This is a genomic window from Desulfurococcaceae archaeon MEX13E-LK6-19 (assembly GCA_029637525.1).
Taxonomy (GTDB): Archaea; Thermoproteota; Thermoprotei_A; order Sulfolobales; family Desulfurococcaceae; genus MEX13ELK6-19.
The window spans coordinates 229744-243333 of the sequence record CP072660.1 but is presented as its reverse complement, the minus strand read 5'-3'; the positions used below and the strand labels follow the sequence as shown (position 1 = coordinate 243333).

The 13590-nt window shown below is 50.1% G+C and carries 13 protein-coding genes and 1 rRNA gene; 3 read left to right on the top strand and 11 right to left on the bottom strand.

What is annotated here, in order from left to right; all coding sequences use genetic code 11:
* Positions 1-224 precede the first annotated feature (224 nt).
* A 23S ribosomal RNA gene (locus tag J4526_01315) occupies positions 225-3333 on the top strand.
* Between the two features lie 51 nt (positions 3334-3384).
* The gene (locus J4526_01310) at positions 3385-5034 is read left to right on the top strand and encodes an amidohydrolase (protein WFO75558.1); all 1650 of its coding nucleotides are present in this window, start codon (positions 3385-3387) and stop codon (positions 5032-5034) included.
* Here the strand turns inward: J4526_01310 and J4526_01305 are convergent.
* Positions 5031-6104, bottom strand: a complete 1074-nt coding sequence (locus tag J4526_01305; GenBank protein WFO75557.1) for a tyrosine-type recombinase/integrase — start codon at positions 6102-6104, stop codon at positions 5031-5033. The two genes, J4526_01310 and J4526_01305, sit on opposite strands and share 4 nt — an antisense overlap.
* 220 nt (positions 6105-6324) lie before the next feature.
* Between J4526_01305 and J4526_01300 the strand changes: the two genes are divergently transcribed.
* A complete protein-coding gene (locus tag J4526_01300; GenBank protein ID WFO75556.1) occupies positions 6325-7380 on the top strand; it encodes a hypothetical protein in 1056 nt (351 codons plus the stop codon).
* A gap of 52 nt (positions 7381-7432) precedes the next feature.
* Here J4526_01300 and J4526_01295 read toward each other — a convergent pair whose 3' ends face one another.
* The 10 genes from J4526_01295 to J4526_01250 are packed head-to-tail and all read right to left on the bottom strand — an operon-like array spanning position 7433 to position 13590.
* The gene (locus J4526_01295) at positions 7433-8437 is read right to left on the bottom strand and encodes an NADH-quinone oxidoreductase subunit H (protein ID WFO76276.1); all 1005 of its coding nucleotides are present in this window, start codon (positions 8435-8437) and stop codon (positions 7433-7435) included.
* A gap of 21 nt (positions 8438-8458) precedes the next feature.
* On the bottom strand, positions 8459-8827 hold the full coding sequence (locus tag J4526_01290) for a hypothetical protein (protein WFO75555.1): 369 nt from the start codon (positions 8825-8827) through the stop codon (positions 8459-8461).
* A gap of 19 nt (positions 8828-8846) precedes the next feature.
* On the bottom strand, positions 8847-10460 hold the full coding sequence (locus J4526_01285; protein ID WFO75554.1) for a cation:proton antiporter: 1614 nt from the start codon (positions 10458-10460) through the stop codon (positions 8847-8849).
* Between the two features lie 14 nt (positions 10461-10474).
* Positions 10475-10981 carry a Na+/H+ antiporter subunit E gene (locus tag J4526_01280; protein WFO75553.1) on the bottom strand — a complete coding sequence of 169 codons (507 nt, stop codon included), beginning with the start codon at positions 10979-10981 and terminating at the stop codon, positions 10475-10477.
* A gap of 5 nt (positions 10982-10986) precedes the next feature.
* Entirely contained in the window at positions 10987-11355 is a 369-nt protein-coding gene (locus J4526_01275; GenBank protein WFO76275.1) for an NADH-quinone oxidoreductase subunit K, read from the bottom strand.
* 25 nt (positions 11356-11380) lie between these two features.
* Positions 11381-12229, bottom strand: a complete 849-nt coding sequence (locus tag J4526_01270) for a sodium:proton antiporter (GenBank protein ID WFO75552.1) — start codon at positions 12227-12229, stop codon at positions 11381-11383.
* Positions 12222-12503, bottom strand: a complete 282-nt coding sequence (locus tag J4526_01265; protein WFO75551.1) for a DUF4040 domain-containing protein — start codon at positions 12501-12503, stop codon at positions 12222-12224. The genes J4526_01270 and J4526_01265 overlap by 8 nt, the downstream gene beginning before the upstream one ends.
* On the bottom strand, positions 12500-12886 hold the full coding sequence (locus J4526_01260) for a monovalent cation/H(+) antiporter subunit G (GenBank protein WFO75550.1): 387 nt from the start codon (positions 12884-12886) through the stop codon (positions 12500-12502). The genes J4526_01265 and J4526_01260 overlap by 4 nt, the downstream gene beginning before the upstream one ends.
* Positions 12887-12891: 5 nt before the next feature.
* A complete protein-coding gene (locus J4526_01255; protein ID WFO76274.1) occupies positions 12892-13170 on the bottom strand; it encodes a pH regulation protein F in 279 nt (92 codons plus the stop codon).
* Positions 13171-13179: 9 nt separating this feature from the next.
* Positions 13180-13590, bottom strand: a complete 411-nt coding sequence (locus tag J4526_01250) for a 4Fe-4S binding protein (GenBank protein ID WFO75549.1) — start codon at positions 13588-13590, stop codon at positions 13180-13182.

Genomic DNA, 13590 nt, shown 5'->3' with positions numbered 1-13590 from the left:
TTGTGGGCCATGCACTCTCCCTCCGTGGCTGGGAGGAGGCGTGGACGCCAGCCCTTGTCATCAATGTATTGCGTCGATGCAACACGGGACCGTAGTGTCCCGTGTGAAGGGCGCTAGCAAGCCCCTATTCACGTCACGCTAACGGGGCTTGCGATGAGCGCCATGTACACCAGGGTATGCTCCACACCAGGGGCACTGGTCAAACCCAGGCCCCGCCCCAACCCGGGCCTGCGGCACCGACGCCGCCCGGTGGATGGCTCGGCTCGGGCGCCGAGGAAGGGCGTGGCAAGCTGCGATAAGCCCGGGGTAGGCGCAGGCAGCCGTTGAACCCGGGATCCCCGAATGGGGCTTCCCGCCACGGGCTAAGAGCCCGTGGCGCTCGGGAAACCCCTGGGGTTTCCCAGGGGGAGTACCGAGTGGGAACCCCCCGAACGGAAACATCTTAGTAGGGGGAGGAAAAGAAACCAACAGGGATCCCCTGAGTAGGGGCGACCGAAAGGGGGAGAGCCCAAACCAAATCCCCACGGGATAACCGTGGGGAGATGTGGGGTTGCTGGGTCCCCGGCTGGGGCCTCGAGCCCCAGGGAGCCGACCCACGGTAGCCGAAGTGGGCTGGAATGCCCCGCCGTAGAGGGTGACAGCCCCGTAGGCGAAACCGTGGGGGCTCCCGCCGGGGACCAGAGTACCACGGCTTGATTTTGCCGTGGGAAGCTGGGAGGCACCGGCTTCCAAGGCTAAATACGTCCCGAGACCGATAGCGAACTAAGTACCGTGAGGGAAAGCTGAAAAGCACCCCGAGAGGGGGGTGAAAAGAGCCTGAAACCGGGCGGCTACATACGGTGCGGCCCGTAAGGAGTGAAGCCTCCCGAAGGAAACCGGGGCGACCCGGGAGTACGAGGGAGGTGGACCGGGGTCGCACCGTCCGTCTTGAAACACGGGCCGGGGAGTTCACGGCCGTGGCGAGCCTAAGGGGGTTAACCCCGAAGGCTCAGGGAAACCGACAAGCCCGCAGCCGGGCTGCGGGCCCGGCGAGGGGCGGGGTCCGAACAGGGCCCGGAGTCACGGCCGTGAGACCAGAAACCGGGCGATCTAGGCGGGGGCAGGGTGAAGCCGGGCGAAAGCCCGGTGGAGGCCCGAAGGGGTTCTGACGTGCAATTCGTTCCCCTGACCCCCGTCTAGGGGCAAAAGACCAATCTAGCCCGGTGATAGCTGGTTCCCGCCGAAGTGGGTCTCAGCCCAGCCTCGCCGGAGGCGGGCCACGGGGTAGAGCTACGGAATGGGGGTGCAGGGGGCGAAAGCCCCCGGCCCCCTATCCAACTCCGAACCCGTGGCCGCCGTAGAAGGCGGGAGTGGGGCTCCCCGGGGTAAGCCCGGGGGCCGAGAGGGGAACAACCCAGACCGGGGTTAAGGCCCCAAAGTGCCGGCTAAGTGCCAAGCGAAAGGGCGTCCCGCGGCTCAGACAGCGGGGAGGTGGGCCTAACAGCAGCCATCCTCTAAGGAGTGCGTAACAGCTCACCCGCCGAGCCGCGGGGCCCCGAAGATTGGTCGGGGCTAAAGCCGGCCGCCGAGACCCCGGGGCACCCCCGCTGTGCGGGGGTGATCCGGTAGGCGGGCGTCGGGGCGGGGCAGAAGGCGGGCCGTGAGGTCCGCTGGACCCGCTCCGAGCGTGGATCCCGGCGGCAGTAACAGCGAAGCGGGGTGGAAATCCCCGCCGCCGGAAAGGGCCAGGGTTCCTCGGCAATGGTCGTCAGCCGAGGGTTAGCCGGTCCTAACCGGGGCCGTAACACGGACCCCGGGAAAGGGAAACGGGTTAATATTCCCGTGCCGCGGGGGTAGGTGCGGCAACGCAAGCCCGGTCTCCGACGCCTCCGGGTAGGCGGACCGGGGCTGCCGCCCCGGCTAACCAGCCGAAGGCCGGGGAGAGCCGTAATGGCGAGAACCGGCCGAAGGCGGGAATGGGGGACCGTTAGGTCCCTTCCGCCGATCCCGGGGGCCCTTGAAAAGGGGACCGGGAGCGATCCCCCGCGCCCGTACCGAGAACCGACACAGGTGCCCCTGGGTGAGAAGCCCCAGGCGTCTGGGGGCTAACCCGGGCCAGGGAACTCGGCAAATTGGCCCCGTAACTTCGGGAGAAGGGGTGCCTGCGGTCCTGGGGTAAACCCCTGGGACCGCAGGTCGCAGTGCCTAGGGGGGCCTGACTGTTTAATAAAAACATAGGTCCCCGCTAGCCCGAAAGGGTGTGTACGGGGGCCGAATCCTGGCCACTGGCGGTCCGTGAAACCGGGGTTCAACCCGGCGAAGCGCCGCTGAAGGCCGGGAGTAACTCTGACTCTCTTAAGGTAGCCAAATGCCTTGCCGGGTAAGTTCCGGCGCGCATGAATGGATCAACGAGGTCCCCACTGTCCTGGCCCGGGGCCCCGTGAATACACGGAGCCGGTGCACAGGCCGGCAACCCCCCGTAGGGCGATAAGACCCCGTGGAGCTTTACCGCAGCCTGGCGTTGGCTCTCGGGCGGCGGTGCGTAGCGTAGGTGGGAGGCAATGAAGCCTCACCTCCGGGTGGGGTGGAGCCGCCAATGAAACACCACCCACCGCCGCCCGGGGGCCTTACCCCCGGGGAGACCCGGGGGGACAGCGCCAGGTGGGCGGTTTGGCTGGGGCGGCACGCCCGCGAAAAGGTAACACGGGCGCCCAAAGGTCGGCTCAGGCGGGTCAGAGCTCCGCCGTAGAGTGCAAGGGCAAAAGCCGGCCTGACCGGACCCTCGAACGCAAGGGGTCCGGCCGGGAAACCGCGGCCTAGCGAACGCTCGTGCCCCCTCTGGTGGGGGCCGGGCATGACAGAAAAGTTACCCCGGGGATAACAGAGTCGTCGCGGGCGAGAGCTCCCATCGACCCCGCGGTTTGCTACATCGATGTCGGCTCTTCCCATCCTGGGGGTGCAGCAGCCCCCAAGGGTGGGGCTGCCCGCCCATTAAAGGGGAACGTGAGCTGGGTTTAGACCGTCGTGAGACAGGTCGGACTCTACCCACGGGGGGTGTGGGCCGCCTGAGGGGAAGGTGCCCTTAGTACGAGAGGAACGGGGCGCCGCGGCCTCTAGTGTACCGGTTGTCCGGCAGGGCAGCGCCGGGCAGCCACGCCGTAGGGGGTAACCGCTGAAAGCATCTAAGCGGGAACCCCTCCCCGAAAAGAGGCGGCCGTTCCCACCGGGGGTTTCCTCGGTGGGACGAGGGCTCCCGTAGAAGACGGGGTTGATGGGGCGGGGGTGTGAGCCCCGAGGGGGTTATCCCCCGAGGGGTTCAGCCCGCCGCTCCCAATCGCCCGAGGCCGCAGGCTTCTCACCCGGGGGCGGGCTACGCTGTGTAGCAGCGTGGCCCGCCAGGGGCGGGTGCCTGGGTTTGAGTGTAAACCCTGGTGTGGAGCACCCTGGTGTACATGGCGCGAGCAAGGGGATAGACAGTCTCTTCTCGTTCTAGTACATGTTGAATTGATGTTTTATTTTCCGGCTTGTTGTTATTGTTTTCTCGGGGATGAAGCAGAGTTGTCGCGTGTTCTTGGTGTGGTGTCTGATAGAATCTATGTTTCATTCAAGCCCGTTACGATAGTGTCTGGGCTGCTCTTGTGTTATGGGCGGGTTGTCTATGCTGGTGATGCGGGGGTCGTCGAGAAGACTGTTAGTGTTCTCGGTGGAGAGCTAGTCGACTATGGCTCGTATACAGTGATGCCCGGGTTTATAGACGCTCACCTGCACCTAGATAGCCTCAGCCTCCAGGACTTCATACTCGACTTGAGGAACACTAGGAGCGTCAGAGAGATCCTGGAGAAAATACGGGAGCAGGTATCCAGAAACCCCTCGACGCCATTCATCGTTGGGCGTGGCTGGGACCAGGACAAGCTCCTGGAGAAAAAACCGCCCACCAGGAGAGAACTAGACGAAATAGTGCCGGATAAACCAGTCATGCTGGTTAGGATATGTGGGCACATGGCTGTTGTCAACACGAAAACACTGGAGAAAACAGGTATTGTCCCGGGAGAAAACATTGACTACGAGAAAGGGTTTGTCTACGAGGAGAAAGTAGGGGAGATATGGAGGAGCCTCGGGCTGGAAGAGTATGCTCTAAGGAATATTGCTTCTAAACAAAAAGAGCTAGCAGGAAAAGGGATCACCAGGATCGGGTGGGTTTCCGCCAAGACAATACATCCTCTCACCATAACACAAACAATAAAGATAAGATACTACCTATCACCCAAGGACTTCACGGCATGGCTTGAAAAGAACTTGCCGCCCGGGACACTTAGTGTAGACGGGGTGAAGATACTGCTAGACGGTAGTCTCGGGGCAAGAACAGCATATCTATCAAAACCATATAGCGACGACCCCGGGAACACTGGGAAGATAAACTATGATGAAAACAAGCTAGAAGAAATAGTCAAACATGCTGTATCCAGGAAATACCATGTAGCAGTCCATGCTATCGGAGACAAAGCACTGGACACAATACTAGGAGTATACGATAAACTAGGAGTACACGGGGAGAGGATAGAGCACGCCAGCCTGATACGTGGAGACCAGATACCCTTGCTCAAGAAACTAGGTGTGAAACTAGTAGTACAACCCGGGTTCATACTAAGCGATACATGGATACTAGATAGGCTGGGTAAGGAGAGAATAAGATGGGCCTACAGGATAAAGAGTCTCCTAGACCACGGGATAACAATAGGGTTCAGTAGCGACGCGCCAGTAGAACCACCAGACCCCTGGAGAAACATCTACGCAGCAGTCACTCGGGGAGAAAACGAGGGACTAGACATAGCGTATTACACAAGGGACGAGAAAATAGATGTTGCTACAGCAATACACCTCCACACAAAAGGCTCGGCGGAAACACTATACATGAATAACGTAGGGGAACTCAAGCCAGGCTATACTGGCGACTACATAGTAGTAGACAAGAACCCATTAGAACTAGAGCCATATGAGCTGCTGAAAACAAGAGTTATCGAGACAAGGATAGAAGGAGAGAAAATATACCCCTAGACAATTGCTTCACTCCTTTCTCTCGCGCCGAATATAGAAGCTGAGTCAAAACCACAGAACGGACAGAACCTAGCTCCCTGAACCCATTCCCGGCCACACCTCGGGCAAAACCGGAGCTCCAAAACCCCGGGAGAAGAGACACCAGTACCCCCAGCTACAGCCCTGTCAGCACCTGGGCTAGGGTTTTCCTCGAGTTTCGCGTACTCCCTCCTAATATCCTCGAGTGTCAAATGGGTATAGACTTGTGTAGTCTTTATATCAGTGTGGCCTAGAAGCCTCTGGAGAGCAGGCAAGCTCATGCCACGGCGGAGTGCACGTGTAGCAAAAGTATGCCTCAACACATGGGGTCTCAGCTTAGAAACATCGATACCAGCGCGTTTAGCAAGCCTCTTTATCCTCTTGTACAGCCCACTATAAGTCAAAGGAATAACTCTATCACCAGGCTTCAATCCCTTTAATTTAATCCAGCTCCGGAGAACCTCCATAGTCTCCCGGGTGACGAGTACACGTCTCTCCCTCCCATACTTTGCTTCACGAACAATAATCTCATTGTTATCAAAATCAATATCGTCCACACGGAGCCCGAGGAGCTCGCGGCTACGCATACCAGTGTCAATAAGAAGCCTGATGATAACTACGTCGAGAGCGTCACGACAGGCTTTGAGCAGTCTCTCAACCTCTTCATCGCGGAGAGCATCAATTCTACGGACAGGCCTCCGAGTAACAGGCACACGGATATTCAAGCCAAGCCACTCGAAGAACCTGCGGAGAAACAGCGTGTAGTAGTGTAGTGTGGTAAGCCAAGCTCTCCTATCACTACTCCTGGGTCTCCTAAACCCTTTCTCCAACCGTGTAAGACGCCACTTATTGACGTCAGACAACGTGACTTCACGTAAAGGCTTGTCGCCGAGAAACTCGATGAAATCCATTAAAGCAGCTCTATAAGACTTAACAGTCTCCGGGCTAGCTCCTGCAGCCAGTAAAGCCATGAGAAACTCCTCAACAATACTCTTGTTGTCGAGATAAAGGATATCCCTGGGAGCCTTACCGACATCAAGTCCTCTAGGCATACCAGCTCATCCAATAACATAGTCCATAGCAAGACGATACCTTATATTACCTAGGACAAAATAGTAGGATAATAGAGTGATGAAGCTTAGCAGGACAGACCCTTCTCGTCTAGAAGAGGGTATGACGAGAAGCGGGGACTGACAATTAGACCCCTGTTTTAAAACCTCAGGCAAAGTAACACTCTAGTTCGACTACAAGTAGTTCTAGGAGGACATGGGATTGAAGGTTATCATAGAGACCAGTAATAGCCTACGCCAGCCAGTAGCACTAGTATCGAGACGGCTACTACTTGCCCTAGGCTATAAACCCGGGAAACAACTAGTATTGAAAAGCAGTAACGGCAAAAGCGTCCTGCTAATCCCGAGAATAGCCGAGACCATAAAGCCGAACACTATACTTGTAAGCCCTATTGTAGCGGGAATGCTTGGCATAAAAGACATAGACCTAGGCGAAGCCCATCTTGTATCTATAGAGAAACCACGTGAGATCCTAGTAGAAATCCTCGATATAAAACCAAGTGTAGACAAAGAAAAACTAGCGAAACTACTAGCCAGTATACTTGCAAACAAAGTTGTCCCAACAAACAAGCAATTAACACTAAAACAAGGAGACTACACAGTGAGACTACAAGTATTGCTAGGTAATGGAAAACAGGCACTGATACATATAACCGGGAACACAAGGATAACGATAAAGAGTAAATACAAGTCAAAAATCTCTGATGGAAAACAAGGTGGTAACGAGGAAGAAGGAACTGTTAGAGACGAGAAGAGCGATCCATTACATGAGCAAGTGAAGAATAGTATAGCAACGAATCTAGCAAAACTCGGTTTCACCGTAGATACAGATGTCCCTGTCAAACTACGTGATGGAAGACTCGTTAGAATAGATGTACGAGCACTAAAGAATGTTGGAGGAATAGTCTTCGAAATATGGATTGACTGTAGTAAAATAAGAGGAAGAATAGAAGCCCACGAGATAACAAGGCTAGTAGAAGTAATTGGTAGTGCCGCGAAAATACCTAATCTCGTCATGATAGTAACGGGCGAAGCATCAGAAAAAACTATAGCAATAGCTAGATCACGAGGTATACTGGTATACTCACTCGGCAACACAGCAAGTATTATGCCGGAAGAAATAAGTTCAAGGATAACTATTAGGCTTAGCAACATATTCAAAGAACTAGCTGGAACATTACATGGAAACCATGAGCAGAGCCTATTCAGGAGAATATCAATGATATTTAAACCCAGAACAAGCTATGTTTCAGTCTAAAACCTCATTTATGTGGAAGTGTGATGAAAAAAGAACATTGTAATTTTCTGGTTTAGTATATGATAACAGTTATACTTGCTATTATAGCAGCTATTAATGCTAATACTAGCCCATAGTTAAAGAGTGTTCTCAATCCTTGCTCAATTCTAAATCTGCCAAATAATGCTTTAAACAGTGATACTAGGAATAATACAGCAATATACTTTGCTACGAGCAATGCTATGCCTGGAAGTGATGTATGCGGATATGGATAAGGTCCTCCCAGGAATACGTAGACTACAAACAGTATAGAAGCAGCAAGCTCGACATCGTGGAGTAATCTAGCGAAACCAAGTGCTGGTCCGCTAAGCTCTGTCTCGGGTCCAGCAATAATTTCTTGCTCGGCATCGGGGATGTTGAAGGGTGGGATAAACGCTTTTGCTTGTATGGCAACAATTATCGCGATGAAAGCTAGTATTAGTGCTAGAGCAGCTAATGGTATACCCCAGAGTTTCCAAGCACTATGAGCTGTCAATAGTATTGAAAACACTGGCCACGGGGATTTGGCAAAGAATTCTGAAGCAAGGAAAACCGGTACAAAGAATGCTATGGAGTACGCTGGCTCGCCTATGATCATGATGGATAATAGTCTTGATACACCTATTTCGGAGAATGGGTTGGGAGCAGATAATCCAAGGAATATAAATGCTATAGGCACTATTATGCAGTATAAGTAGAGGTATATAAGGAAATCATAGGGTGCTGTAAACCTTAATGGTGATAAGGGTAGCATCAACATAGTGGCTACAACCGCGCCGACTCCTAGTGCTGCAAAACCTTTTCCAAGCCATAACACTGAGTATTTCTGTTTAATTTCCTCCTTGGCTGTAAACAGTTTCAGTAGATCAGCTAGAGGCTGTAAGATACCGAAGGGGCCGACATAGGTTGGTCCCATACGGTTCTGCATTCTAGCAACTATTTTCCTTAGAAACCACTCGCTAAACAAGCCAAGAGCTACTATAAAGAGGAATCCAGGGAATACGAGTATTGATACAAGAGTTATTATCGTGTGTCCCAATGCTTCACCAATCATCATAGCTCACCCCCATGTTAATGCCAGTGCTATTGAGAGTAATGCGAGGATTATCAGGAAGCCAAACCATCCAGCCATGTATGTAGCCCATGTAGTTAGTATACCGCTGTGCATGACATATCTTATGTACATGTAGACTCGCTTAGCAAACGCCCTAATGAAACCCCAGTATAAACCACTTGTTGGGGCATATGGTCTACTTAATATCTCGGGTTTCTCGCCACCGATATACATGTCGGAAGCTTCGGGGCTTACACGCTTATACCTAGGCTTTAGCATGAGGTGTATTAAGTACACAAAAAATGCTATGAAAACAGCTAACCCAAGCTCAACTATGAGTTCAGTGTATGGATCTAGAAAAATTGTTAGAGGCATGGATGTCCACCCCTCTTCTCTACGTCCTTGGTAGTAGGGATCTTAGGTACTGGAGGAATGTGTTAATGTAGTTTATCACGCCCTGGGGCATTAGAGACTGGTTTACGACATTGGTTAATACTGGTATAAAGTATGGTGCTGTAATGCCTAGTACTATACAGGCAAACCCCATGAACAACGTTATAATGGACACTGTGTCGAGTCCTTTAATTTTCTTTAATCCAGGCTTGGGTGGCATGAACACTATGGCGTAGATTGCCTTAATATAGCCTAGAATCGATATGGCTGATATCACTACAACCATTATCGCTGGGACAAGCATTCCTGCAGACAAGTAGGCTTGGTATAATAATAGCTTGCTGAAGAACCCTCCGAAACCAGGGAACCCCATTAGCTGGAAGAAACCTAGTATCAGTGATAGTGATGCTAGAGGATAGAATCTACCGACACCGCCCATTTTATCGAGGTCACGTGTACCAGCTGCATGGATGAGTACACCAGCAGCAAGGAATAGTAGTGCTTTACCAACACTGTGGTTTATAGTATGGTATACAAGCGCTACAAGCCCTAGTCTTACCGACTCTAGCGTGCCGGCGAGACCTATGGCTGCAGCCATAAACAGTAAGCCTATGTGGCTTATCGTACTGTATGCCAGCAGTCTCTTGATATCATTCTGTACCATCATAAGCAATGCCCCGACGAGACCAGAGAGAATACCAAGTATCAGTAGTGCTATGAATACAGCTTCTCTAAAGCCTGTTTCAGCTAATACACTCTTGGCGCCAAACATTGTGTACATGAATCTAGCTGTTGCATAAACACCGATATTCACTACGAGACCCGAGAGGGCAGCTGATACAGGTGTTGGTGCTTCTGGGTGTGCGTCTGGTAGCCAGAAGTGGTTGGGGAACAATGCTGCCTTAAATGTGAAAGTCCATAGAGCCAGTGCTAGCGCTGTAGCCGACGCCGATATTATGTTGCCATAAATACTGCCACTAATCATGCTATAACGGAACATCGCCTTGAAAGCAATATCAGCCATATTTAGTGAGCCATATGCCGCATAAATGAATACTAGCGAGAGGAAGTAGAGTGTTGTCGCCACAGCACCTATAATAGCGTACTTTATCGCTGCCTCGATGGCCTGCGGTTTTGACCTATAGTATGCTACTAGACCGTAAGCTGATATAGCTAGCACCTCGATCATTACGAATAGGTTGAACGCATCGCCTGTATAGAGACATCCCAGCAACCCGGCTTCCATGCCAAGCAATAGTGTGTAATACCATGTGAATTCATCCATGAACTTTGTATACCATATACTATAGATCACTATTAGCAACATTACTGAGGTTGTTAAAACACCAAGTATTGCAGAGAAAGCATCAACCTCATATACTATACCCACTACTGGAGGCCATCCACCAAATGGGTAAAGTGCTGGCTTCCCTGTGTTGTATACATACCTAAATATTTCGAGTGATGCTATTAACGCTATAATAGTAAATACCAATGTATAGATGTCATAGAATACTTTCTTCTTCACCTTAAGCGATATTAATGGGAGAGCAAATGCGGCAATTGCAAGTAATGGGACAACTACTCCAAGAGCCTGTAGGATCTCGACGGCCATCCAAGACCACCTCCTTAGTCAAATATTTTTTCTGCATACTTCTCGAATGTCTCAGAAACATGTTTCCTAGCTTCTTGTGGGTCGAGAGATTTTACGTTAATCCAGTGAACATAATAGATCTTTTTCTCAGGGTCAATATCCACCACGACTGTTCCAGGAGTATTTGTTATAGAGTTAGCTATTGTTGTAATAGCATAATCTGTTTTGACATTGTAGGGTATTCTTACTATACCGGGATTTACAGGTACTTTCGGGTGGAGAATCCTGTATATAACGTCGAGATGTGCCTTAACCTCGGCTACGAAGAAGTAGTATATAGCGTAAGCTAGTAGCCAGAAGAGTCTTGCAGGCTGGGCTAGTTTCCTTGGGTTCTCAACAACAATATTGGCAGTCAACAAGCCTACTACAATAGCTACTGCGAGACCAGTAACTATATCGTAGATGCTGACAGAGCCTGTGAACACTATGTAGACTATGAACACGAGAGCTATTGGGCCAATAGACCTAGCGAGTCTACCCATACCAGTCACCCTTTGAGCCTAGCTATTTTTCTCACATCAGTTGTGCCATAGAGTCGATAGGCCTGTAGTGTCAAAAACACGAGGAATAGGGTTACGGCGAGACCTATGACTATAGCTGTTAGTACTAGAGCCTGAGGTAATGGATCAACGGCTGTTGTAATAAAGTTTGCAACATCTTTTACCGACGGGTTAGGTGTGGTTAGCACTGGGGGCTTTACAGGAGTTTCTGGTGTGGGCCAGCGTTTATACCCTATTATGATGGCGAAAGTGTTGGCTGTATCGCTAAGTATTGTTAAGGCTATTATCTTCTTTATCAGGCTAGGCTTCGCTAGAACACCATAGAGTGCTATACCTAGATTAACGAACATAGACATTATTAGTACGGTGAATAAGTATGTTTCAATGGCCACCACTTTCTTCACCTCTGATAACTTCTAGTACTTCTTCCTCGGGTACTGCGAGCAGGAGGAAAATTATTGTGAAACCAGCTGCTACGGCAAGCATTTCAAAAAGGTTGAAGAAGAATAACGTGCCGCTTATAAGAACACCGTTGATGGAGGCAGGAAGTCCTGTGAGCTGTAGTCTAGTGTGGTCTTGGTAGACGTATTTGGGCTGGTTCTGGAACACGAACGCGGTACCACCAGCAGTATAAGCTATGATTATGGCGAGAAACGCTGTTATACCCACCCCAAGAAGACCAATACTTCTAAGCATTAACATGGTGTTCTTAGTGACACCCTTCATTTCCATGTAGAGACTAGAGAATACCACGAGCATTAAGAGGGGGGCAACTGCCGCTGAGGCACCGCCTTGGAATCCACCACCTGGAGTCAAATGACCATGTAGAGCTATTGATGCTGCTACAGCTATTATCATACCCAATGTTATCTTAGTGACGCTCTTCACTATAAGTGATAAACCTGCTTTATTCAAGTCTATTTCCTTCTTTTTAGCATAGATACCCCTCATAATTGCTATAGAGCCTATTATAGCAAGGTAGAAAACTACTGTCTCAAACAGAGTATCGAGTCCTCTGTAATCCCATACAATAGCGGTTACGGCTTCTGGGCTCATGACACTGAATTCTGGTCTCCATGGAGTATATGTTGTTCCAAGATATAATGACGCGATTCTCCTGAGATCAGGTGGCGGTAGTATAGTACCTAGTCCTCCAGAGCTAAGTACAAGTGACATAAGTAGTACGAATAAGACCATTGATAAAGCTATGGAAACCTTCCCCTTATCCATGTTCTCCACCCTCTTCCTCTTCTTCATACCTCTCGGTCTTCTTGATCAAAAACAGTACAACAGCTGGATAGAGACCTACAGCAACAGGTATGTACACTAAGACTATGTCGGGAGCCATGAGCAGGTAGTATATGAATGCATAAGCAGTACTCTGTATAGCGGAAAACAGTATGGCTCTCACAAGATCACGTTCTATAATAGCTAGATAAGTAGCTACAACAGATACAAGACCTAGACCAGCCAGTATAGCGAGTATTAATTGTTCAGGGGTCAAGCCTGTTCACCTCCTTTAGCAAGTTCATCCTCTTCAAGATGATCAGCTATCTTTGGCTCAACAGGTGTAACACGAGCCTTATGGGTAGCACGTGCAAGAGCATGCGAGCCCGCGGGAGCTAGTATGAGTATCAAAACGGCTGTGACAATAGCTCCTCCAGCCATGAACCATCTATAGTAGCCAAGGAAATCACTACCTATGGCAATTAATGCTGCACCTATTAATGGCACGAATGCACCGCCTATGGTACCGACGGTGGCTGCATGGAGTCTTAGATAGAAGTTCTTGAATCTATGCATGCCAATGGATCCAACTAGGTCGCAGAATATGCCTATTGCGACAAGGATTTCTCCTATTATCACAAGGATCCAATCAAGATCCATGTTGTTCACCCACCCATTTCACGTGCTTCAAGATACTTTGCTACATAGATGTCTAGAGCATAAACCCATAGGGAGAGGACAATAGCGGTGGCAATCAATATGGGTGACCTAAAGAATATTGATAATATTACGAGGAATGCGGCAAGATCGTATGTAAGAGCGTCAATAGCAAGCACTATATCAGATATAGTAGGCCCCTTCAACGCTCTTATTATGTATAGTGCGAAAGCAACCAGGTATACTGGTATAGAATACAGTATGAACAATACAACCTGGCTCTCGATAGACACAGTTCACCCCTCCTTTTTACCCTCACTAATAGATACAGTTGAAAGAGATAATTCTCTAGATAATATTTCTTTGGAAGTAGCTAATCTATATTCGCTTGTGGTTACATAAGCATTTGTGGGACACACTGTTACACACCTATAGCAGAAGATACATTTCTTATAGTCTACGACAGGGTAAATCTTTCTTACATTCTTAGGGTTAGCATTAATGCCTTCAGGTATTTTCTCCATGATAATAGCGTTTGAAGGACATTCTATAGCACATAAACTACAGCCTATGCACTTCGTTAAATCAGCGTAATGTCTACCACGAGCATCTCTTTCAACAGGCGTCTCGACTTTAGGATACTCTATAGTCGCCGGCTTCTTGAAAATGTTTTTCAGAACCTCTCCTAGCAATTTCACCTTACTCAT

Bases quoted from the DNA above. Each gene is read 5' to 3' on its own strand.
- J4526_01305 (WFO75557.1), bottom strand. From the start codon at position 6,104: ATGCCTAGAGGACTTGATGTCGGTAAGGCTCCCAGGGATATCCTTTAT.
- J4526_01290 (WFO75555.1), bottom strand. From the start codon at position 8,827: ATGCCTCTAACAATTTTTCTAGATCCATACACTGAACTCATAGTTGAG.
- J4526_01285 (WFO75554.1), bottom strand. From the start codon at position 10,460: ATGGCCGTCGAGATCCTACAGGCTCTTGGAGTAGTTGTCCCATTACTT.
- J4526_01280 (WFO75553.1), bottom strand. From the start codon at position 10,981: ATGGGTAGACTCGCTAGGTCTATTGGCCCAATAGCTCTCGTGTTCATA.
- J4526_01275 (WFO76275.1), bottom strand. From the start codon at position 11,355: ATGTCTATGTTCGTTAATCTAGGTATAGCACTCTATGGTGTTCTAGCG.
- J4526_01270 (WFO75552.1), bottom strand. From the start codon at position 12,229: ATGGATAAGGGGAAGGTTTCCATAGCTTTATCAATGGTCTTATTCGTA.
- J4526_01260 (WFO75550.1), bottom strand. From the start codon at position 12,886: ATGGATCTTGATTGGATCCTTGTGATAATAGGAGAAATCCTTGTCGCA.
- J4526_01250 (WFO75549.1), bottom strand. From the start codon at position 13,590: ATGAGTAAGGTGAAATTGCTAGGAGAGGTTCTGAAAAACATTTTCAAG.